Here is a 21,278-nt window from a genome sequence, read left to right on the forward strand (position 1 = left end):
AAATTAATTATTTTTACAAAATAGATAAAACCTAGCTATCTATAAACAATTTTAATAACAGTGACCTCCGTCACTACAATAAAGATTGGATGCTTTTATACTTGAGGCAAATGAAATTGATAGAGGTGGAAATGATGAGTGGCTGTATGAGTGGTTTTGGGGGAATGCCCCCAGCTGTACTAAGTGAAGGACTTAAACAATTAAAAAGTGAGCACCCGCCATTATTAGAACAGTTAGAAGGAATGTTCGTTTTAACACAGCAAATAATGCAAGAAATTGACGTGGAAAATCACTTTAGTGAATTAATCATAAAGGTGAAGGAATTTAAGAATGCTCTTGATCCACACTCAGAAAGAGAAGAAGGTGTTCTTTTTCCGATGATGGGTGTCTATATTGGGACAACTTCAGGACCGATTGCAGTAATGGAATATGAACATGACCAAGCAAAGGAAAAAATTGCTGCTTTCCTCTCTAGGGTAGAAAGCGGACATTCAGTAAATGATGAAAAGAAGAAATTAGCCGAATTAATTCAAAATGCTTACTTTATTTTAACCGAACATTTCGCGAAAGAGGAAAATGTCTTATTTCCTATGGCTGAAAGAATGCTAACAGATAATGAAAAGAAAGAGCTATTGCAAAGAATACAAGAAATCAAATAAAATAACGGGATGGGCATGAGTGCCCTTCCCGTTATTTTATTTGATTCCACTCCCACACTTTTTGATCGCTTGGAAGAAGAAATGCGATTATACCTAGCAATGGTAATACGCCGAGCCATGTGATCATTGACTGCAAACCAATCCAGTCGGCAATCGAACCTAGCCCCACTGAACCAATTGCCCCCATCCCAAATGCAAGACCGACCGTTAAACCAGACATTGTACCAATCTTCCCCGGAACTAATTCCTGTGCATACACCACTGTAACAGAAAAACTAGTCATCAATATAAATCCCGTTATTACGAGAAAGACAAACGCAATAGTAGGTGGGACATATGGAATTAGTATTGAAAAGGGAACGGTTGCCAGCATGGAAAAAGAAATGATGGTTTTCTTTCCAAATCGGTCTGACAACGGTCCTCCAAAGAATGTACCGATGGCACCGGATACTAGAAATGCGAATAAAAAGAATTGGGATTGTTTAATGGTAAGAGCATATTCTTTAATCGCATAGAATGTATAGAAATTGGTCATTCCAGAGGTATACCACGTTCTAGCAAAGATTAAAAGTAGAATCAATAGTAAGCTATTTCTAACCTCTTTCGATATCCCTTTTTGCTTCCCCTTGTTCGTTTTCTTTTTCTGTGCAGGCTTTGGCGCAGTGATCAACCGATGATGATACCAATTAGCAATATAAAATAATAACAAAACTGCAAGTGCCGCGACGATAGTAAACCAGGATGCGCCGATTTGTCCGAGTGGAACCAAAATGAGAGCAGTTATGACGGGTGCCAATGCCTGACCAGTATTACCCCCGACTTGATAAATGGATTGGGCAAGTCCTCGCCGATTTCCGGCAGCCATGTAGGCAACTCTTGAGCCTTCTGGATGAAATACTGCTGAACCAAGACCGATGAATAAAACGGAAAGAACGATCATCGTAAAACTGGATGCAAACCCTAGTCCAAGAATACCGAACAATGTGAAGGTGAGCCCGATAGGGAGGGCGTAGGGCATTGGTTTTTTATCCGTTACATATCCAACGACTGGCTGCATAACAGATGATACCATATTTAAGGAGAAGGCAATGATTCCGAGTTGGGTAAAGCTTAATCCCATTGATTTTTCGAGAATTGGAAACATAGCCGGCACAACCGCTTGAATGGCATCATTCAATAAATGGCATAACCCAATGATAAACAAAATTTTATACATGGTTGATTCGGAGGCGTTCGGGGCCTTCGTAGGTAAAACTGCTTGTTGACTCATTCTATCCCTTCTTTTTTCATACTAGTCTATTTCTCTCCTATCTTACTACTGAATACCAAGAATAAGAAAGGATTTATTTTTAATTTCGGAATTTTTAAACTTTTCTTCAGCTTTTACGGAGGATAGAATAAATTGACAGGTAGAAAATTGACAGCACTGAAAAAGTTTTTTATAATAAACTTTGAAATCGAGATAATTTAGTACGCTGGCTACTAAAGCTGTAGACTATATTATAACTAACATAAAAGGATGAGTTTTTGATGGAAAATGATTCAGTCGCAAAGTCATTAAAGCTATTTATTGTCCTTTCCCGAGCATATAAAGCAATTAATGAACACGTAAATAAAGTCATTCAAACCAATGGGTTAAATCCAACCGAATTTGCCGTGTTAGAACTCCTGTATCATAAAGGAGACCAGCCTATGCAACAAATTGGTGGGAAAATTTTGCTCGCGAGTGGCAGTATCACCTATGTGGTTGATAAGCTTGAACAAAAAGGCATGCTGAGAAGAACGGCCTGCCCAAAAGACCGACGGGTAACATATGCTCAAATTACAGAAGAGGGGAAAAAGTTTATTCAAGACATTTTTCCAGAACATGCGAAGCAAATTGATTCGCTTATGTCGAGTCTATCTGATTCCGAAAAAAAGGAAGCTATTGACTTGTTAAAAAAATTGGGTTTACCTGCAGGTAAATTTTAATACGGCCAACTGGTCGTATTTTTTTTATAGTGAGGAATAGTATAGATAGTGTATAATTGAATGGGTTAGAAAATTGAAAATATTGTAAAAAGGGGAGAATCGAATGAGCTTTGAAAGTTATACATATGAACGACCAAACCTTACAAACATAACAACTAAGTTTACTGCTGCGTTAGACGATTTTAATCACGCGGGCACAATAGAGGAACAAATTAAGGCTATGTATAAGGTAAATGAGCTGAGAAATGATCTTGGAACCATGTTTAACCTTTGCTATATACGTCATTCAATTGATACAAACGACGAATTTTATAAAGAAGAACAAGATTATATGGATGAAATTCAGCCTGAAGTGGAGGGCTTAGTATCGAAATACTATCAAGCCTTGGTGGATTCCAAGTTTCGACCTGAACTAGAAGATAAGTTTGGTAAACAGCTTTTCGCCCTAGCTGAAGGGCAGTTGAAAACATTTAAGCAGGAAATCGTTCCATTACTGCAAAAGGAAAATCGTCTATCAACTGAATATACTAAACTCCTGGCTTCGGCAAAAATCAATTTTGAAGGCGAAGAGAGGACACTAGCTCAGTTAGAGCCATTTACACAGTCAACGAACCGCGATGTGAGAAAGCAGGCGAACGAAGCAAAATTTGGCTTCTTAGCAGCCCATGAGCAAGAGCTGGACCGAATTTATGATGACCTTGTCAAGGTAAGGACAGAAATAGCCCAGGAACTTGGTTATAAGAACTTCGTTGAACTTGGTTATTACCGCATGATGAGAACTGATTATAACGCGGAAATGGTGGCAAACTTTCGCGGTCAGGTAAAGGACTTTATTGTGCCGATAGCCACTAAATTAAAAGCGCGCCAACAGGAACGGCTTGGACTAGAGCAATTAAACTATTATGATGAAAGCTTTATTTATCAGACAGGAAATGCGACTCCAAAGGGTCGTCCCGAATGGATTATCGAAAATGGGCAAAAAATGTATGATCAACTCTCCAAAGAAACAGGCGAATTTTTCAGCTTTATGCAAGATAATAAACTGATGGATCTCGTTGCTAAAAAGGGAAAAGCTGGCGGAGGCTACTGCACATATATTGAAAACTATAAGGCACCATTTATTTTTTCAAATTTCAACGGAACTTCAGGTGATATTGATGTATTGACACATGAAGCAGGTCATGCCTTCCAGGTATATTCCAGCCGTCATTTTGAAATTCCAGAGTATTATTGGCCGACTTATGAGGCTTGTGAAATACATTCGATGAGTATGGAATTTTTCACATGGCCATGGATGGAATTATTCTTTAAGGAGGATACCGATAAATACAAGTTTTCACATCTAAGTGATGCTTTATTATTCTTGCCATACGGAGTTTCCGTTGATGAATTTCAGCATTGGGTATATGAAAATCCGACTGCGACACCAAAAGAAAGAAAACTTCAATGGCGGGAAATTGAGAAAAAGTATTTACCGCATAAAAAGTATGATGGGAATGAATATTTAGAAAATGGCGGTTTTTGGCAACGCCAAGGTCATATTTTTAACTCGCCATTTTATTATATTGATTATACGCTTGCACAAATATGCGCCTTCCAATTCTGGAAGCGGTCAAGAGAGAATCAAGAAGAGGCTTGGGCTGATTATGTCAAGCTATGTAAGCTTGGTGGGAGCTTGTCCTTTACCAAGCTTGTTGAAGCAGCTAATTTAATTTCTCCTTTTGAGGATGGCTGTGTGGAATCTGTCGTTGGAGTTATCGAAAATTGGCTCAATTCAGTAGAAGATAAAAATTTATAAGTAAAAAAGCGAAGCCTTTTGCAATCTGGCTTCGCTTTTTTGCTTAGTGTACGGAGACTGTTTCGGAAACAACCATAAGTTCATTATCCTTCATTACGGTAATTAACTTCTTGGCATCTGGTTGTTCTAAAATAAAATCAGCAATTTTATCTTCCAGTTGTTCTTGAATTACTCTACGAAGTGGACGTGCTCCAAAAGCTGGATGGTAACCAAGCTCAGCTAATTTTTCTTTTGCTTCCATAGTAATCATAAATTCAATATTTTGCTCTGTTAATGTTTCTTGTAGTTCCTTCACCAATAGATCAACGATCACCAAAATATGCTCTTGTTCAAGGGCATTAAATTCAATGATACTATCAAAGCGATTTAAGAATTCTGGTTTAAAGAAGCTACCTAGGGAGTCAAGAATACTAGCTTCTTCCATGGCTTCACTTGTTCCAAAGCCTACATGGATGGTTTTGTGATTAACGCCAGCATTACTTGTCATAATGATAACAGTGTACTTAAAGCTGACAACCCGCCCTTGACTGTCGGTGAGTCGACCGTCTTCAAGAATTTGCAAAAACATATGTTGAACGTCTGGATGTGCCTTTTCAATTTCATCCAATAAAATAATGCTGTAAGGATTTCGACGAACTTTTTCTGTAAGCTGACCTGCTTCATCATGTCCAATATATCCAGGAGGGGAACCAATTAATTTTGAAACACTGTGCTTTTCCATATATTCACTCATATCGAGACGAATCATTGAATCCTTTGTGCCGAAGAGCTCCTCTGCCAGTGTTTTCGTTAATTCCGTTTTCCCTACTCCAGTTGGACCGACAAAGAGGAAGGAACCGATTGGACGTTGTTTTGATTTTAAACCAGCACGACTTCGTCTAATCGCTTTTGCAACTTTTTTCACCGCTTTTTCCTGACCAATCACCTTTTTATTCAGGCTTTCTTCAAGAATTTTCATTTTCAACTGTTCATCCTGCTGAAGTTTCCCGACAGGAATTCCTGTTTTTTGCTCAATTATTTTTTGAATATGGGATTCAGTCACAATTGGGCGTTCTGATGTAAATCCAATATTTATTTGCTTTTCCAGTTTTACCTCTTCATCGCGGAGGAGAGCAGCCTTCTCATATTGTTCATTTTTCAAGGATTCATCCTTTTCTTTAGAAATCTCTTTTAAACGTGCTTCAATTTGCTCATTGTTTTTGAAGTCGGATAATAGGTTCAATTGGGAACCAGCTTCATCAAGCAAATCAATGGCTTTGTCAGGGAGGAAACGGTCTTGAATATAGCGCTGAGATAATTGTACACATGCATCAATAGCTTCCTCAGAATAAGTTACTTCATGATAATCTTCATATTTTTTTTGGATCCCTTTGAGAATCGCTTTAGCTGCTTCTAAAGTTGGCTCAAGGACATGAACCGGCTGGAAGCGGCGTTCCAACGCGGAATCCTTCTCAATCTGGCGATATTCATTTAAGGTTGTAGCCCCAACAACCTGTAATTCCCCACGGGCAAGTGCTGGTTTTAATATATTCCCTGCGTCCATAGAACCTTCAGCAGACCCGGCACCAACTAATAAATGGATCTCATCAATGAAGAGAATGATATTTTTTCGTTGTTTTAATTCGGAAATTAATTGTTTCATTCTTTCCTCAAATTGACCTCGAATCCCTGTATTGGCTACAAGGGATGCGACATCTAATAAATAAACCTCTTTATTACGCAATTTGCCTGGGACATCACCAGTTGATATTTTTAAGGCTAGACCTTCCGCTATCGCTGTTTTCCCGACACCAGGCTCCCCAATTAAGACAGGATTATTTTTGTTTCGTCTGTTTAATATTTCAATGACTCTTTTTATTTCATTTTCCCTGCCAATGACCGGATCAATTAACCCTGCTTTCGCCATGGTGGTTAAGTTTTGGCCAAATTGGTCAATAAAACCTTGTTGGGTTTGATTCTTTTTATTATGAAGTGAATGTCCACCTAGCTCTTGACCTTGTGGAATTCCACCTGCCATAAATAGATTATCAAATGGAAAGTTTGTGAATGAACTCATATTTGGACTAAATCTGGCACCAAGTGATTGTTTTTCCTTTACATAGCAATTGTGGCAGAGTTTAATTTCCTTATGTTGTCCGTTAATGTTTAGATTTAAATGAATGCTCGCTTGGTTTTGTTGGCATTGTTGACAAAGCATAAGTAAATGACCTCCTATGATATAATACATTTTTTTAATTCGACTTTGACTTTGACTATATTTGACCTTACGAGAATAGTATACTCTGACCTTTTTTGACTTTCAAGTAGTTTGATTATAGAAATGCTTACCAATTATAGAAAAAGCTCGTCTTTGTTTGTCCTTTAAGTCATATAGTGATGAGGAGGGGGGAAATGAGTTGAAAAAGAATTGGGCTCAAGCTTTTCAAATTGCGGCAGTCTATGTAGGAACTGTGGTTGGAGCTGGATTTGCCACAGGAAAAGAAATCGTTGAGTTTTTTTCAAGATTTGGTTTCTTTGGCTTTATAAGTATTTTAATGAGCGGTTATCTCTTTATCATATTGGGTTCGAAACTAATGAGAATGGCGGCATATATAGATGCAAAATCATATCAAGAGTTTAATGAGTATTTGTTTGGAAAATGGCCTAGTCGTGTCATCAACATTTTTATGCTTTTTATGCTGCTAGGAGTTAGTGCAGTGATGCTTTCTGGAGCTGGGGCAGTGTTTGAGGAACAGTTGGGAATACCAAAAAATGTGGGTGTTTTTTTGACTATTTTCCTCTCATTTATTGTCATGCTCATCGGTACAAAGGGATTATTCGCTGTCAATACATTTGTAGTTCCGTTGATGATTAGCTTCAGTGTCATCCTTATGTTTTTTTCGATTCAAATGCCGCATTTTTTAGATCAATTAGTGTTTATTCCTCATGCTGAAGATGGCTGGAAAAGTGTAGTAGCACCTTTTTCGTATGTTGCTTTAAATCTTGGTTTGGCTCAAGCAGTATTAGTACCGATTGCATCGGATGTAAAGGATGATTGGACGATTAAATGGGGCGGAATCCTTGGAGGAGTGACCTTAACAATAATATTAATTTCAAGTCATTTTACCTTAATCATGCTTCCGAATCTTGAATTATATGAAATCCCCATGGCAATTATTATGAAGAGAATCGCTCCATTTTTTTACTGGATTTTTGTTCTCGTCATATATGGGGAAATTTTCACTTCAGTGATTGGAAATATTTTTGGACTAGATCGACAGTTAAAACAATATATACCTGTTTCAACTATGATTTCCGTTACTCTGATATTTGCCGTGTCCTACCTGATTAGTCTTGTTCATTATGGCACTCTTTTAGCCTATTTATATCCATTGTTTGGTTATATTTGCATGTCCTTTTTTATTTTATTATGGATGAAACCATTCCCATTTGAGCGGAAATAAGGAAAGCAGCTGTCCACTAGGGAGCAGCTGCTTTCTAATTGGGCCAAGCTTAGTTCAATGGCAGAATAATAAAAATCATGATATCAAAGATGATGTGTGAAACGATCACAAGCGGCATACTTTTTTTCCAAAAATATAAGCTTCCCCAGATAGCCCCTGAAATAAAGGCAGCCAAGACTAACAAAAAGGAATCTGCGTAAATATGGACAGAGGCATATAATGCTGCTCCAAGTAATATAGCCCATATTGGTTTCAAATACTGTAATAATTTTTTTTGCATAAATCCTCGCCAGAAGAGTTCTTCCCCAGGTGCTGCAACTAAAATTAACGCAATAAAATGCCAAAAGGCGTGCGGTGCGTACCAGCGATAAAGCTTCTTAATGGCTTTATCAAAAGAAAAAGGAAGAGTCTCGAGCGCATGTACTCCTATCCAAAATAGGAAATATAACAAGAATCCACTCAGAACGCCAAGGAAAATATAGTGAATAAAGGAAACCTCATCGTCAACATCGCCTTGGAACATGGCATAAGCAATTAACACAAGCAGTGATCCAGAAAAAATATACCAAAATATTGTCTTATCATGGAAGGAAAAGTAAATAAGGGCATGCGCAATTATGAATCCGAATATTAGGCGGAAATCTAGGAAGCGTTTTTTCATCAGGTCAAGCTCCTTTATAAATCAATAAAATTCATTTTAGCAAATAATTTTTTTAAAAGGAAATGATTTCATTAAACATTTTATCCAATTCCTATCATAAGAACTACTATTAAAGAAAAAAATACACTAGAAAGGAGTGATCAGGATGAGTAAATCTAAAAGTGAACAAGAAAGAGAATGGACCGTAAGGAAGCAAGATCAAAATCCTCACGGCAAAATAAAATCGTTAAAGCAGATATCGAAGGAAACCGGCAAAGGACAATAAGGACCCTTCTCCAAGCAAAAAAGGCAGCCAATGACTGCCTTTTCTTTAGACAATGAACCAGTATATCTAGACATTCTAAATATCATGTATTTTTACTTAATAGTGTTTGCACTTGTCAATTAATAAGCGCTTTCTTTTACTACCTTATAATTTTTGTGATTAACAACTGTACGTTGATCTAATTCTAAATCACGGTAATTATCCATATATGTTAGGTCGACTATTACAGAATTTTCATTTACCTTTTCAACAATTCCTTGCAAACCACCACGGAATTCTATGATATTTCCTACTTCTGCTATTTTCATTAGTCTCTCTCCTTTACCTTAACACCCATAATTAAAATCCAGTTAAATAACAGTTTGCACTACTTTCCTCCTTTCGTAAAGACTTTTGTTTGACAATTATGTTAATTATTCATGAATACTTATAGTTTATGAGAAAGTTGGTGTAGTAGATTAGAAGGCGCTTTCAAGATTAGGATATGCTAATTGTGAAAACTTGACTTTGTCGTTGGAGGATAGGATAAAATAAATATTGAATAAAGGTGGTGCAAATTTTATGACTGAAGAAATGGTATCAGACATATTGAATCGGTTAATGTCTGGTGAGCTTTCTGAGTATTATGTTAAAAATGAGGATTTTATGGAATTCCGGAAGGTTTTAGTGAAACGAAAAGATTTCAAGCATTTCCGCGGCATTGGTCAGCGTGGTGGTGATGTATTATATCAATATCTAAAGGAACCAAGAAGTTAAATATCTGTACACAAGGAGAATCCAGCAATTTGAGGGTTATTCCTTGTGTGTTAAGTTTTAAGAAAATTTTTGTTTTCTGGCACTTGCTATCCAATTGATCCGGTTAAAGCTATCAGAAGGAACATAGTCTCTCGTTCTTTCTGGACCAAGTAACTCTACATAAACGGAAACCGGAACAAGACTCCCATCTGGTAATGTGGACAGGCGCTCTTTTAAGCCCTTTACTGGAATGGATTCAGTGTAAACTATTGTCAGAAAAATCCTGTGTCCTAGGTCATAAGGTGTTAGCATTTTCAAAAAAGCAGTAGTAATGTATCGATAAATAGTCGGAATTTTTCCGTCTGTTTAAGCGGATTTTCAGTGGCATTCCCAAATAAGGGAATTTCTCCGCTTATTTATCAAACTCGCTTTAGCATTAAATCAAATAAACTTGTACTAAAGGCTTAGAGATATTTGCCTCTCTAAACCTTTGGATTGTGAAGTTTATGTGCTTTGCAATTTATTTCGGTCTGCGATTTACCGTTTGATCGCTTAGGGTGGGATTAACAGTTTCTGATGTTTCAATTGGAATATATAATAAAGGTTGCTATGGCGATTTGCCTGCTATAATAGAAGAATATTTAATGAAGAACTTCCTCATTTGAAAAAGCTATTAAAAGAAATCCGGAATTCATTTGCATACAAAAACACACGGAAGGTTAAAGAGCGGGGAGCGATTCCACAGTCTGAATTATTTGGGCAGGCTTGTTTTGAAAGGGGTATGGCAAAGAAAATATATGGGACTTGCTGCTGTATGTTAATGAATAATGGTGAAAAGGCAGTTCGCTCAGACCATGGATGTTAAAGGATACCTAGAGAAAGATCCCATATGTGTTGTTTTTGATGAATAAGGTGATTTGATTTGTAAAGGTTTCCATTAATGAAATTTTTGTGAACGATTGAATAATGTGAGTTTAATAGTTGTTTGAATGAGTTGAAAATGCTATTCTATCAGTTGTATCAAAAATAAACATCTTCAAAAAGATGAAAATGCATGCATTTTTGTTTTCTGTTTTGGAACAATAAGCGGAAATGAAATAAATTTCATCTCTTTTACCTACTCAATAAGACATAGGTAAAGAAGGTTGTTCTTTAGTCGATTACTGATTTAGTTGACTAAATGAAGAGAAATGTTTATTTTTAATAAAGCAAGTTTATTTTTTACTATATATATTAAAGGAGTTTGATTTAGCATGGCAGAAAAGCAATTTAAAGTAATCGCAGAAACAGGTATTCATGCAAGACCAGCAACATTATTAGTACAAACAGCTAGCAGATTTGATTCTGAAATTACTTTAGAATATAAAGGTAAAACAGTTAATTTAAAATCGATCATGGGTGTTATGTCTTTAGGAGTAGGTCAAGGAGCTGATATTAAGATTGCAGCAGCTGGCAACGATGCTGATGATGCATTAAATGCATTAGAAGAAACATTGAAAAAAGAAGGTTTGGCAGAATAATGACTTTTTTACAGGGGATTGCAGCATCAAATGGTATTGCAATCGCGAAGGCATACCGTCTTGTTGAACCAAATTTATCTTTTGAGAAAGCGACAATCGATGATGCCGCTGCAGAAGTTGCTCGTTTTCGTCAAGCAATGGAGAAGTCAAAGTCAGAACTAGAAGCGATTCGTGATCGAGCAAAAGTTGATCTAGGCGCAGACAAGGCAGCAATCTTTGAAGCACATCTTCTCGTACTCAGTGACCCAGAATTAAATGCACCAATTGAAGATAAAATTCAGTCTGAGAAAATTAATGCAGAATTTGCTTTGAAAGAAACAGCAGACATGTTTGTTATGATGTTTGAACAAATGGACAATGACTATATGAAAGAGCGTGCAGCTGATATTCGCGATGTAACAAAGCGAGTGCTAGCTCATTTATTAGGAGTTCAACTTGTAAACCCAAGCATGATTGCAGAAGAAGTCATTATTATTGCTGAGGATTTAACTCCATCTGATACCGCACAATTAAATCGTCAATTTGTTAAAGGGTTCACTACGAATATTGGTGGACGAACCTCGCATTCAGCTATTATGGCTCGTTCTATGGAAATACCTGCAGTTGTTGGAACAAAATCAGCAACTAATGATATCAACAATGGTGATTTAGTTATCGTTGACGGACTAAAAGGCGAGGTACATATCAATCCAACGCCTGAACTTGTAAGTGAGTACCGCAAAGTCCATGAAGACTATGAGAAACAAAAGGCTGAATGGGCTAAGCTCGTTAATGAAAAGACTTTATCAGCTGATAATCACCATGTTGAATTAGCTGCTAACATTGGGACTCCAAAGGATTTAAAAGGGGTTGTTGAAAATGGCGGCGAAGGTGTTGGTCTTTATAGAACTGAGTTCCTATACATGGGAAGAGATCAGCTTCCAACAGAGGATGAACAATTTGAATCATATAAGGCTGTTCTAGAAGGAATGTCTGGTAAGCCCGTTGTTGTTCGTACTTTAGATATTGGTGGCGATAAAGAGCTCCCATACTTGGATTTACCAAAAGAAATGAATCCATTCTTAGGCTTCAGAGCTATTCGCTTATGTTTAGAAGAGCAAGGCATCTTCCGTACACAGCTTCGTGCCCTTTTACGTGCAAGCATTTATGGCAACTTGAAGATCATGTTCCCAATGATTGCTACGCTAGATGAGTTCCGTGCAGCTAAAGCAATTCTTGAGGAAGAAAAGCAAAAACTTCTTTCAGAAGGACAAAAAGTGGCAGATCAGATTCAATTAGGAATTATGGTAGAAATTCCGTCAACTGCTATTCTTGCCGATCAATTTGCCAAAGAAGTTGATTTCTTTAGTATTGGTACAAATGACCTTATTCAATATACGATGGCTGCAGACCGTATGAACCAACGTGTATCCTATTTGTATCAGCCATATAGCCCATCCATCTTAAGACTTGTTAAAATGGTCATTGATGCATCACATGCAGAAGGCAAATGGACAGGCATGTGTGGAGAGATGGCTGGTGACGAAACGGCGATTCCAGTTCTTTTAGGTCTTGGTTTAGACGAATTTTCGATGAGTGCTACTTCTATCCTAAAAGCTCGTTCTCAAATTAAGAATTTGAAAAAAGCTGATATGGAAAAGCTTGCCTCAGAGGTTTTAAATATGCAAACAACCGATCAGGTTATTGCCGCAGTAAACGCTGCAACAATGTAATAGAATAGTTTTCTCTAAAAGGCCGACTGTGAACAGTCGGTCTTTTTCGATTTTACACAAGTAAGTAAACGGAAAAATGCACAAGATAAGGTGTAGTTAGGTGGAGGTGAAGGAATTGATGGAGCAAAAACCAATGCATTTTGATGGAAGTGGCCAAATAAAGCTACCAACAAATGAGGCATTAAGCTATGAGACATTCGAAATGACAGATGAAATGAGAATCAATATCGGCAGAAATCTATATTCTCCAGGACAAAATGAATAAAAAGGAATGAATGTGATTTTTTCATCACATAAATCCATTTTTGATTAGTTTTCTTCTTTTTGACTTATACTAAAATGTCCTATATCTCAATAAGAAAGGTGAATGTTCATGGCGGAAGTATTGTATATTACAGCCCACCCTCATAATGAAACACAGTCATATAGTATGGCTGTTGCCAAAGCGTTTATTGATCAATATAAACAGGTGAATCCCAATGATGAGATTGTCCATTTAGACTTGTATAAAGAAAATATTCCTCATATTGATGCGGATGTTTTTAGTGGCTGGGGGAAACTTCGTTCAGGTCAGAATATGGAAAACTTGTCTGCTGATGAAAAGGACAAGGTTGTGCGCTTAAATGAATTAAGTGAACAGTTCATTGGAGCAGATAAATATGTTTTTGTTACGCCTTTATGGAACTTTTCATTCCCACCGATTATGAAAGCCTATCTTGATTCAGTTGCAGTTGCCGGCAAATCCTTTAAATACACAGAACAGGGACCGGTTGGACTCTTAACAGATAAAAAAGCCTTGCATATTCAGGCACGCGGTGGGATTTATTCAGAAGGCCCAGCAGCACAAATGGAAATGGGACACCGATATATCAGTGTAATGATGAGTTTTTTTGGGGTACCAACTCTTGAGGGCTTATTTGTTGAAGGTCACAATGCTATGCCTGAAAAAGCAGCAGAAATAAAGGAGAATGCGATTGCACGGGCTAAGGATCTTGCCCATACATTTTAATGGTAACACGGAATGAGGCGGAGAAATCTGTCTCATTTTTCTGTTTGTATGCAATCGGTTATGGCCCCTATTCATGTATAATAAACATATATATATTGAGGGAGGATGAGTAGAAAATGGAATTAAACTTATTGGGAAAGACAGCTCTGATTGCTGCTTCAAGTCAAGGGTTAGGCTATGCGATCGCGGAAAGTCTTGTGAGAGAGGGCGCAAACGTGATGATTTCTGGCCGTGACGATGAGAAGTTGAAACAGAAGGCTAGTGCACTTGAATCGATTGGAATGGGGAAGGTTGCCTATCAAAGAGCTGACTTGACTAAGGCAACTGACATTCAACAGCTAGTCGCTGTTACGGCTGAAACCTTTGGTGGAATCCAACTGCTTGTAAATAATGCTGGAGGGCCAAGAGCAGGGGCCTTTGAAGAGTTAACGGACGAAGACTGGCAAGCCTCATTTGACCTGAATTTATTATCATATGTCCGGTTGATACGGGAGTCATTACCCTATTTAAAGATGCAGGGAGGAAAAATAGTGAATATTGCCTCTTCCTCAATAAAGGAGCCGATTCCTGGTTTAATTCTATCCAATACATTTCGGACAGGCATTATTGGACTCTCGAAAACACTGGCATCTGAATTGGCTCCATTTAATATTCTTGTTAATACGATCGCACCAGGTAGGATTGCCACTGACCGTGTCAAGCATTTGGATCAAGTAAATGCCGACAAGTTAGGAGTAGCACGCGAATCTGTTGAATCACAAGTCAAAGCAGGAATCCCGTTAAAGCGGTATGGTACTCCAGAAGAATTTGCAAAAGTGGCTACATTTTTACTCTCAGAAGCTAATTCCTATATGACAGGTAGTGCCTTCCTTGTAGATGGAGGCATGATTAAAGCAATCTGATAGAAAATTATTCCCGAATTACCCTTTCTTGACGTTTATTACCAAAGAGTTTTGGCGAAGGTAAAATGCATAAGGGGTGTTAAAATTGACCAAAAAATGGAGTATGGTACTTTTCTTTGTTCTCGGGATAGTTTTCTTAAATGGCTGTGGATTGTTATTTTCAAATGAGTTAATTGTAAATCGCTATGCGGATGCTTTGCTGACAAAAAATAACGAGCTTCAATTTCGATTTCGTATTAATAATGAAATTTTAGAAGCCCACCAACTATATAAGGTAAAGGTCACCATTCACGATGATAAGTTAGCTGCAGCCGTCGGAAAGAGGGAAATTGTTTATGGTGAGGATCAAGTTCGAGATGGTGATTATTTAGAAGTAAAAGGAAAAAGTGAAAAATATATTTTTATGGATCCGCTTCCCTTACAGAAGGATTTACATATTCAAGAGCTTAAGAACATGATTGAGAGGGATCAAGCTGTGTCGATAGAAGTATTTAATGATGAGGAAGTATTTGGTCGAACATATTTAACAAATTTTTCTTCAGAGTTATAGGATGTTTATTTTTTAGTGGTATGGGCAACATTAGTATGTGCATAAATTTGGAGATGGAGCTCTGAGACCGGACGGCTGGACGTCTGGTCTTATTTTCTGTATGTAGGAAGACATAAAATGTAACTTCGCACTAGAGGCTTGCGTTTTTCTTTTGTCAAATTACCAATCCAACTGTTATAAATGGTAAAATATAATGAAAAAAGAATGAGGGGATGGAGTATTTTGCTAACTTCAGATAATACTGTGATTGGTTTTATTGGGACAGGTGTAATGGGCAAAAGCATGGCTGCACATTTATTAAAAGCAGGGTTCAAAATGGTCGTTTATTCGAGAACAAAGGAAAAAGCTTCTGAATTAGTAGAGCGTGGTGCCCAATGGGCAAGTACACCCAAAGATGTAGCGGAAATAGCTAATGTTATTTTTACCATGGTTGGTTATCCAAAGGATGTAGAAGAAATCTTTTTCGGAAAAGATGGTCTGCTTGAAAATGGGAGACCTGGGAGCTATTTTATTGATATGACAACCTCCGCGCCATCTCTTGCGGTTAAAATATATGAAGAGGCAAAAAAGAAGGGGATTCATGCCATCGATGCCCCAGTTTCAGGCGGCGATGTGGGAGCTAAGGAGGCAAAACTATCGATTATGGTAGGTGGTGAAAAGGAAGCCTTTGAGGAAGTTCTACCGTTATTCGAATGTCTAGGGACAAATATCGTTTACCAAGGAAAGCCAGGTGCAGGACAGCATACGAAAATGTCGAATCAGATTGCGATAGCCTCTAATATGATCGGTGTTTGTGAGGCGATTATTTATGCTGAAAAAGCAGGATTAAACCCTGAAAATATTTTGAAAAGTATTACGACTGGTGCGGCTGGCAGTTGGTCATTAACTAATCTAGCTCCAAGAATGTTGAGCGGGAATTTTGAACCAGGTTTTTACATAAAGCATTTTATTAAGGATATGAAAATTGCACTAGACGAAGCTGAGCAAATGGAAATGGCTGTGCCAGGTTTGGCATTAGCAAAGTCATTATATGAACAGTTAGTAGAAATGGGAGAAGAAAATAGCGGTACACAGGCACTTTATAAATATTGGAAAAACTAGTTTTCTTATCACCACAATCTGGTAAGCATAAATTCATTCTGACTTCAAGAAACTATGATAGAAAATCTTGTTGGGAGGAATTTTTATGGCGAAACGGACAAAAAAGAATGATGCAAAACAAAAAAACAAAAAGGGATTTGATTCTGCAGTATTAAATGAAGAATTTGCCCATGAAATGGGTTCTGCTGCCGCCAATCAGATTCATAAAGACAAAGCTAAAAAAGAAAAGGCTCCTAAAAATAATGGAAAGTATAAAGGACAATAGTCTTCATAAAGAGAAGCCCTCACTTTAATGAGGGCTTCTCTTTCAATGAATGTTATTTTGCTAAAAATTGTGCCATTCGATCAAGACCATGTTCTAATTTTTCCATCGAACAAGCAAATGATAATCGAAAGTAATTTTCTCCATATTGCGAAAATGCACTGCCCGGAACAACTGCAACCTTTGTTTCTTGTACAAGCGTAAGTGCGAAGTCAAAACTATTCATATCAAAAGTGTCGGGGATTTTGACAAAAAAGTAAAAGGCTCCATCGGGCTTCACTACATCCAACCCCATTGAGGTTAATCGTGAATACACATAATCCCTTCTCTTAGCATATTCTTTTTTCATCACATGTGCATCATCTATACCGTTTGTTAAGGCCTCTAGGGCAGCTTCTTGGGCAATGGAATTAGCACATGAAACATTATATTGGTGAACCTTCAAAATGTGCTTGAGGATGTTTTCTGGCGCGAATAAAAAGCCAATTCTCCAGCCTGTCATCGAGTGTGATTTGGATAGTCCATTGATGACGATGGTTTGTTCTTTTAGGAAACTTGCAATGGAAGTATGTTTATATTCAAAAGTAAGTTCACTATATATTTCATCAGCAAGAATAAAAATATCTTTCCCCTTTAAAAAGTCAGCAATTTCCCTCAGTTCATTATATGTAAGACTTACTCCCGTTGGATTTGATGGATATGGTAGGACAATACAGCGAGTTTTGTCCGTGATATGTGGTTTTATCATCTCTAATGTAAACCGAAAGTGATTTTCACGAATATCGATATGGATCGGGTTTGCCCCCATCATTCGGATAATCGGTTCATAGCCAGGATAAATGGGTCCTGGTAATAGGACTTCCGAATCTTCATTTAATATCGTTCGAAAAGCAATATCAATCGCTTCACTCGCCCCCATTGTGACAATCACTTCAGATTCAGGGCTGTAGTTCAAGTCATATTTTTGTTCAACAAAATGACATGCTGCTTTTCGTAATTCAATCGTGCCTGCATTGTGTGTATAGGTAGTCATGTTATTTTTAATTGCCTCGATACCAGCAAATTTAACATGTTCTGGGGTAGGGAAATCGGGTTGTCCAATCGTAAAAGAAATCAGGTCATCCATTTGAGCTACCAGATTAGAAAATTTTCTAATCCCAGAGATTTCAATATTTTTTACTTGTTGATTTATTAAATGCTCCAATAGGGCACATCCTTTCCTAAGGATTAATATGACGATTGAATATTATGATTATAGACTATTTCTGTTACTAGTTGCTACTTTGGATGATTATTTATGGTATTTTGTTTGCCAAATAAAAAACGGTTTGAGTTAACTCAAAACCGTTTTTTAGGGGAATGGGGGTATATATCAAATGAAAGAGTAATTATTAGTATCCGTAATCCCAATCAATTTCATCTTCGTGCCAGAAGACAGGTGAAACAGAGCCTAATTCCACGATCTTTTCATCGAGCTTGCAGCTACATTGTTCGCAACCGCATTGTTCCCTGATTCTTTCGTAAAAGGAATGTTCAACATTTTCAATAAACATAATATTCTGCTCTTGATAAAGAATGGCAGTTCCTTTCATCAGTAAAGCACCTCTTTTAAAGTTTGTTCTTTGAATTAGTAATCCTTATGCATGTATTGTATTTCTGATTTAAAAGAGAGTCTATCCCTATGTGCTGTTGTTCACAGAATTCTCAAGAAGATGTTGCAAAAATAAGACTTCAATTAAAATGGATTGATTGTTTGTGGAAGGAAAAAAGTCAGGAAGGTTCTCCTGACTTTTGTCTACTTATTAATTGTAGCGTTCGCCTAATTTCTTGAAAATCGGTTTCTGATAGGTTCTTTGATTTTTTCGAGGATTAGAAGATGGATATTCGTGTTCAGATATTCCTGTATAAGACTGCAACAATGATTTTGCTAATTTAAGTGATAGTACTGCTTTTGGATTTCTTATGCTTTCATCTAGTTTTCCAAGATGAGGGAGAACATGAAAGTCTGATTTTGATGGGGGAATATGAAATGTGTATCTTCCACACTCAACAAGTACATCCGATTGCTGTTGACTATTTCGCGGATTACTGGAAAAATGAAGCCCAATCTTTCTGGCTTTACCTTCGTCAATCAATTTTTTTAAGGACTCCTGTTTTAATTTGTACAAAAATTTGGGGTTTGTTGCTGTTTTTGCATGGCGATTCACGATAAAGACAGCTTGTGCGAGGTTATCTATGGTTAGACTAAGATTTGTTGGGGAATTTTTCTGATCGTGATTCAAAATTTGTTCTCCTTTCATTTGGTTAGACCAACTATATTATACCTTTTCTTGATGAAAATAGGAATAAACTTTATACTTTTTCTTCTCTTACATCATTTTAGTCAAAGGAATTTATGAATAAAAGCTGAGCCATTTCAAAATAGTATATAAAATTTTTGTGAAATAATCATTACTTTCTATAAATTAGTTTCTTTCAGTTAATTTAATTGTAAAATAGAAATACTAGAATGTAAAAGTATTATTGTGAATCAAGAATGAAGACTGAAGGATGATTTAATGGATCATTTAAATAATATATTTTCGAATGAATTGGAATCTAGCAAGGTCAGTGGGAAAATACAGAAAATCATTTTTGATATTATTTTTCAACATATCCAGGATCTGGTTTTTGTAATGAAAGTAGAAAAAGGTCCTCATTTTCGTTATTTATTTATTAATGAATCAGGAATGAAAAAGGCGAATCTTAGGGCTGAATCAATTGGAAAAACACTTCAAGAAGTTCTTCCTGCTGAATTTGCAAAGTCGCTCCAACAAAAGTATGGGAAAATTTTAAAGAAAAAGGAAATTTTAATATTTGATGATCATTTCTATTTTAAAGATGGAAAAAAAATATATGGTGAAACCATTTTAACTCCCATATTTAATGAGAAAAATTCAATCAGTTATGTCGTAGCAGTGACGAGGGATGTGACAGAATGGTCGCTCGAGAAAAATAAAATTATTGAAAGTGAACAAAGATACCACTCCATTATTGAGAATAATATGGATGCGATTATGATGATTAGTCCGGAGGGGAAAATAGTAGAAGCTAATCCAGCTGCTGCTACTCTAATCGGATGCTCTGAAAAACAGTTGGTCAATCGGTCCATTTATGATGTAATCAATGATCATGATTTAGAAAACTTTAAAACACTTTTAGAGAAAACATGTTCAGGTTACGCTCAAGAATCATTGGATTGTAAATTAATTCATTCAAAAGGACATTTGTTAATCGTTCATTTAAAAACTGTCCCAATCTTGATTAATGGAAATATTAATGGACTCTATGTGATCTGTAAGGATTTATCGGAGCAGTCGAAAAATATGGAAATGATTAACTTTATGGCTTTTCATGATCAATTAACAGGTCTTTTCAATAGACGTGCATTGCTTGAACATTTAAATCAACATATTGATTCTCCTTCCCCAAAAAAGCAGGAGTTCGCTTTGATCTCGATTGATTTGGACCGCTTTAAATATTTAAACGATACACTAGGACATTTGGCAGGGGACGAAATATTAAAAAGAGTGGCAGAGCGTTTATGGCAATTTCAAAATGAACAATGCTTTATTTATCGTTTAGGTGGGGATGAGTTCAATATATTACTCATTACATCTGATCGAAAAACAACAAGCAATTTTGTAAAAAAGGTGTTTTTGGCCTTCTCACAATCGTTTTATTTCAATTCACAAGAATATTTTATTTCACCAAGTATCGGGATCAGTATGTACCCATATGATGGGAAAGACGCTGATATGTTGATAAAGAATGCTGATGAGGCACTTTTTCGTGTAAAGGAAAGAGGCAAAGGGCATTTTCAATTTTATCGGACAGATATGAATGCAGTCTTTTCCAATGTCGTGACATTGGAGACACACTTAAGAAAAGCCATTGATAAGAATGAACTGTCTTTATTTTATCAGCCACAAATAGATGTGACCACTGGCGAGGCGAAAAGCTATGAAGCACTACTTCGTTGGAATGATCGGGACTTAGGGGCCATTTCTCCTGCCGTTTTTATTCCGCTAGCCGAGGATACAGGGTTAATTATCTCGATTGGATATTGGGTAATAGAAAAAGCTTGTCAACAAATCCGTGTATGGAATGAAAAAGGATATAACGACCTTGTTGTGGCTATAAATATCTCTCCTTTGCAATTCCAACATCCCAATCTTGTACCGTTTATTCAGACCATGATTGAAAAATATAAAATTCAGGCATCCTCATTGGAAATTGAAATCACGGAAGGGACGATGAGTGATACGATAGAAACTATTCCTATTTTAAGGAAAGTGAAGGAAATAGGTATTTCTATATCTGTAGACGATTTTGGGACAGGATACTCATCATTAAATTATATAAAGCAATTTCCAATCGATGTTTTAAAGATTGATCAATCCTTTATCCGGGATATTCTAATAGATAAAAAAGATGCAGCGATTACATCGACGATCATTCATTTGGGAAGAAGTCTTGGATTAGAAGTGATCGCAGAAGGTGTGGAAAATATACAACAAGTAGAGTTCCTCACCAAGGCTGGCTGCCATAAAATTCAGGGATACTATTATTCAAGACCCATACCAGTTGAACAGCTTGAGCAGGAATACTTAGAAAGAAATCTTAATAAAAAATCCAATTAAAACAGAAG

22 protein-coding genes are annotated in these 21,278 nt (G+C 36.9%); 15 read left to right on the top strand and 7 right to left on the bottom strand.

Features of this window, described 5'->3' with window-relative positions; genetic code table 11:
• Nucleotides 1-110: 110 nt before the first annotated feature.
• Nucleotides 111-659 carry a hemerythrin domain-containing protein gene (locus tag TY15_RS10455; RefSeq protein WP_306454188.1) on the top strand — a complete coding sequence of 183 codons (549 nt, stop codon included), beginning with the start codon at nucleotides 111-113 and terminating at the stop codon, nucleotides 657-659.
• Nucleotides 660-690: 31 nt separating this feature from the next.
• Here TY15_RS10455 and TY15_RS10460 read toward each other — a convergent pair whose 3' ends face one another.
• Nucleotides 691-1,929, bottom strand: a complete 1,239-nt coding sequence (locus TY15_RS10460; protein WP_040204691.1) for an MFS transporter — start codon at nucleotides 1,927-1,929, stop codon at nucleotides 691-693.
• 260 nt (nucleotides 1,930-2,189) lie between these two features.
• Here TY15_RS10460 and TY15_RS10465 point away from each other — a divergent pair, with 260 nt between their 5' ends.
• Entirely contained in the window at nucleotides 2,190-2,630 is a 441-nt protein-coding gene (locus TY15_RS10465) for a MarR family winged helix-turn-helix transcriptional regulator (RefSeq protein ID WP_040204692.1), read from the top strand.
• A 103-nt stretch (nucleotides 2,631-2,733) separates the two neighbouring features.
• Nucleotides 2,734-4,428, top strand: a complete 1,695-nt coding sequence (locus tag TY15_RS10470) for a M3 family oligoendopeptidase (RefSeq protein ID WP_040204693.1) — start codon at nucleotides 2,734-2,736, stop codon at nucleotides 4,426-4,428.
• A 43-nt stretch (nucleotides 4,429-4,471) separates the two neighbouring features.
• On the opposite strand, the gene TY15_RS10475 is transcribed toward TY15_RS10470, so the two are convergent.
• Nucleotides 4,472-6,625, bottom strand: coding sequence for an ATP-dependent Clp protease ATP-binding subunit (locus TY15_RS10475; protein ID WP_040204694.1), 2,154 nt, complete (start codon nucleotides 6,623-6,625; stop codon nucleotides 4,472-4,474).
• Nucleotides 6,626-6,824: 199 nt separating this feature from the next.
• On the opposite strand from TY15_RS10475, the gene TY15_RS10480 reads away from it, so the two are divergent.
• Nucleotides 6,825-7,871, top strand: coding sequence for a YkvI family membrane protein (locus tag TY15_RS10480; RefSeq protein WP_040204695.1), 1,047 nt, complete (start codon nucleotides 6,825-6,827; stop codon nucleotides 7,869-7,871).
• 49 nt (nucleotides 7,872-7,920) lie between these two features.
• Here the strand turns inward: TY15_RS10480 and TY15_RS10485 are convergent, their stop codons facing one another.
• Entirely contained in the window at nucleotides 7,921-8,532 is a 612-nt protein-coding gene (locus tag TY15_RS10485; RefSeq protein WP_040204696.1) for a CPBP family intramembrane glutamic endopeptidase, read from the bottom strand.
• Between the two features lie 145 nt (nucleotides 8,533-8,677).
• Here TY15_RS10485 and TY15_RS24915 point away from each other — a divergent pair, with 145 nt between their 5' ends.
• Complete coding sequence (locus tag TY15_RS24915) at nucleotides 8,678-8,797, top strand: DUF6254 family protein (RefSeq protein ID WP_222860760.1); 120 nt, start codon at nucleotides 8,678-8,680, stop codon at nucleotides 8,795-8,797.
• 119 nt (nucleotides 8,798-8,916) lie between these two features.
• Here the strand turns inward: TY15_RS24915 and TY15_RS10490 are convergent, their stop codons facing one another.
• Nucleotides 8,917-9,105 carry a YkvS family protein gene (locus tag TY15_RS10490; protein ID WP_040204697.1) on the bottom strand — a complete coding sequence of 63 codons (189 nt, stop codon included), beginning with the start codon at nucleotides 9,103-9,105 and terminating at the stop codon, nucleotides 8,917-8,919.
• 253 nt (nucleotides 9,106-9,358) lie between these two features.
• Between TY15_RS10490 and TY15_RS10495 the strand changes: the two genes are divergently transcribed.
• The 9 genes from TY15_RS10495 (at nucleotide 9,359) to TY15_RS10535 (ending at nucleotide 16,591) form a co-directional block, all read left to right on the top strand.
• Entirely contained in the window at nucleotides 9,359-9,553 is a 195-nt protein-coding gene (locus tag TY15_RS10495) for a hypothetical protein (RefSeq protein WP_040204698.1), read from the top strand.
• 1,232 nt (nucleotides 9,554-10,785) lie between these two features.
• Nucleotides 10,786-11,052 (top strand): phosphocarrier protein HPr, encoded by a 267-nt coding sequence (locus TY15_RS10505; RefSeq protein ID WP_040204700.1) that lies wholly within the window; start codon nucleotides 10,786-10,788, stop codon nucleotides 11,050-11,052.
• Nucleotides 11,052-12,764 (top strand): phosphoenolpyruvate--protein phosphotransferase, encoded by a 1,713-nt coding sequence (gene ptsP, locus TY15_RS10510; RefSeq protein WP_040204701.1) that lies wholly within the window; start codon nucleotides 11,052-11,054, stop codon nucleotides 12,762-12,764. Before TY15_RS10505 ends, ptsP begins: the two co-directional genes overlap by 1 nt.
• A 115-nt stretch (nucleotides 12,765-12,879) precedes the next feature.
• On the top strand, nucleotides 12,880-13,029 hold the full coding sequence (locus TY15_RS24230; protein ID WP_157042258.1) for a hypothetical protein: 150 nt from the start codon (nucleotides 12,880-12,882) through the stop codon (nucleotides 13,027-13,029).
• A 108-nt stretch (nucleotides 13,030-13,137) separates the two neighbouring features.
• Nucleotides 13,138-13,773, top strand: coding sequence for an FMN-dependent NADH-azoreductase (locus TY15_RS10515; protein WP_040204702.1), 636 nt, complete (start codon nucleotides 13,138-13,140; stop codon nucleotides 13,771-13,773).
• A gap of 116 nt (nucleotides 13,774-13,889) precedes the next feature.
• Nucleotides 13,890-14,675 carry an SDR family oxidoreductase gene (locus tag TY15_RS10520; RefSeq protein ID WP_040204703.1) on the top strand — a complete coding sequence of 262 codons (786 nt, stop codon included), beginning with the start codon at nucleotides 13,890-13,892 and terminating at the stop codon, nucleotides 14,673-14,675.
• 76 nt (nucleotides 14,676-14,751) lie between these two features.
• Nucleotides 14,752-15,225 carry a hypothetical protein gene (locus TY15_RS10525; RefSeq protein WP_392391400.1) on the top strand — a complete coding sequence of 158 codons (474 nt, stop codon included), beginning with the start codon at nucleotides 14,752-14,754 and terminating at the stop codon, nucleotides 15,223-15,225.
• Between the two features lie 222 nt (nucleotides 15,226-15,447).
• Entirely contained in the window at nucleotides 15,448-16,326 is an 879-nt protein-coding gene (locus TY15_RS10530) for an NAD(P)-dependent oxidoreductase (RefSeq protein WP_040204704.1), read from the top strand.
• Nucleotides 16,327-16,411: 85 nt separating this feature from the next.
• Nucleotides 16,412-16,591 (top strand): hypothetical protein, encoded by a 180-nt coding sequence (locus TY15_RS10535; protein ID WP_040204706.1) that lies wholly within the window; start codon nucleotides 16,412-16,414, stop codon nucleotides 16,589-16,591.
• Between the two features lie 52 nt (nucleotides 16,592-16,643).
• On the opposite strand, the gene TY15_RS10540 is transcribed toward TY15_RS10535, so the two are convergent.
• From TY15_RS10540 to TY15_RS10550, 3 genes are all read right to left on the bottom strand, one after another.
• A complete protein-coding gene (locus TY15_RS10540) occupies nucleotides 16,644-17,792 on the bottom strand; it encodes an aminotransferase A (protein WP_040204707.1) in 1,149 nt (382 codons plus the stop codon).
• A gap of 187 nt (nucleotides 17,793-17,979) precedes the next feature.
• Nucleotides 17,980-18,180, bottom strand: coding sequence for a hypothetical protein (locus TY15_RS10545; RefSeq protein ID WP_040204708.1), 201 nt, complete (start codon nucleotides 18,178-18,180; stop codon nucleotides 17,980-17,982).
• Between the two features lie 210 nt (nucleotides 18,181-18,390).
• Nucleotides 18,391-18,870, bottom strand: a complete 480-nt coding sequence (locus TY15_RS10550) for a YkyB family protein (RefSeq protein ID WP_040204709.1) — start codon at nucleotides 18,868-18,870, stop codon at nucleotides 18,391-18,393.
• A 276-nt stretch (nucleotides 18,871-19,146) separates the two neighbouring features.
• On the opposite strand from TY15_RS10550, the gene TY15_RS10555 reads away from it, so the two are divergent.
• Nucleotides 19,147-21,270 carry an EAL domain-containing protein gene (locus TY15_RS10555; RefSeq protein WP_074432800.1) on the top strand — a complete coding sequence of 708 codons (2,124 nt, stop codon included), beginning with the start codon at nucleotides 19,147-19,149 and terminating at the stop codon, nucleotides 21,268-21,270.
• Nucleotides 21,271-21,278 lie beyond the last annotated feature (8 nt).

Origin of the sequence: Neobacillus jeddahensis (genome assembly GCF_000612625.1) — a bacterium.
Lineage (GTDB): Bacteria > Bacillota > Bacilli > Bacillales > Cytobacillaceae > Neobacillus > Neobacillus jeddahensis.

Excerpts from the sequence above, each read along its gene's own strand:
- TY15_RS10455 (WP_306454188.1), top strand. The coding sequence starts at position 111 with ATGAAATTGATAGAGGTGGAAATGATGAGTGGCTGTATGAGTGGTTTT.
- TY15_RS10460 (WP_040204691.1), bottom strand. The coding sequence starts at position 1,929 with ATGAGTCAACAAGCAGTTTTACCTACGAAGGCCCCGAACGCCTCCGAA.
- TY15_RS10465 (WP_040204692.1), top strand. The coding sequence starts at position 2,190 with ATGGAAAATGATTCAGTCGCAAAGTCATTAAAGCTATTTATTGTCCTT.
- TY15_RS10470 (WP_040204693.1), top strand. The coding sequence starts at position 2,734 with ATGAGCTTTGAAAGTTATACATATGAACGACCAAACCTTACAAACATA.
- TY15_RS10475 (WP_040204694.1), bottom strand. The coding sequence starts at position 6,625 with ATGCTTTGTCAACAATGCCAACAAAACCAAGCGAGCATTCATTTAAAT.
- TY15_RS10485 (WP_040204696.1), bottom strand. The coding sequence starts at position 8,532 with ATGAAAAAACGCTTCCTAGATTTCCGCCTAATATTCGGATTCATAATT.
- TY15_RS24915 (WP_222860760.1), top strand. The coding sequence starts at position 8,678 with ATGAGTAAATCTAAAAGTGAACAAGAAAGAGAATGGACCGTAAGGAAG.
- TY15_RS10490 (WP_040204697.1), bottom strand. The coding sequence starts at position 9,105 with ATGAAAATAGCAGAAGTAGGAAATATCATAGAATTCCGTGGTGGTTTG.
- TY15_RS10495 (WP_040204698.1), top strand. The coding sequence starts at position 9,359 with ATGACTGAAGAAATGGTATCAGACATATTGAATCGGTTAATGTCTGGT.
- TY15_RS10505 (WP_040204700.1), top strand. The coding sequence starts at position 10,786 with ATGGCAGAAAAGCAATTTAAAGTAATCGCAGAAACAGGTATTCATGCA.
- ptsP (WP_040204701.1), top strand. The coding sequence starts at position 11,052 with ATGACTTTTTTACAGGGGATTGCAGCATCAAATGGTATTGCAATCGCG.
- TY15_RS10515 (WP_040204702.1), top strand. The coding sequence starts at position 13,138 with ATGGCGGAAGTATTGTATATTACAGCCCACCCTCATAATGAAACACAG.
- TY15_RS10520 (WP_040204703.1), top strand. The coding sequence starts at position 13,890 with ATGGAATTAAACTTATTGGGAAAGACAGCTCTGATTGCTGCTTCAAGT.
- TY15_RS10535 (WP_040204706.1), top strand. The coding sequence starts at position 16,412 with ATGGCGAAACGGACAAAAAAGAATGATGCAAAACAAAAAAACAAAAAG.
- TY15_RS10545 (WP_040204708.1), bottom strand. The coding sequence starts at position 18,180 with ATGAAAGGAACTGCCATTCTTTATCAAGAGCAGAATATTATGTTTATT.
- TY15_RS10555 (WP_074432800.1), top strand. The coding sequence starts at position 19,147 with ATGGATCATTTAAATAATATATTTTCGAATGAATTGGAATCTAGCAAG.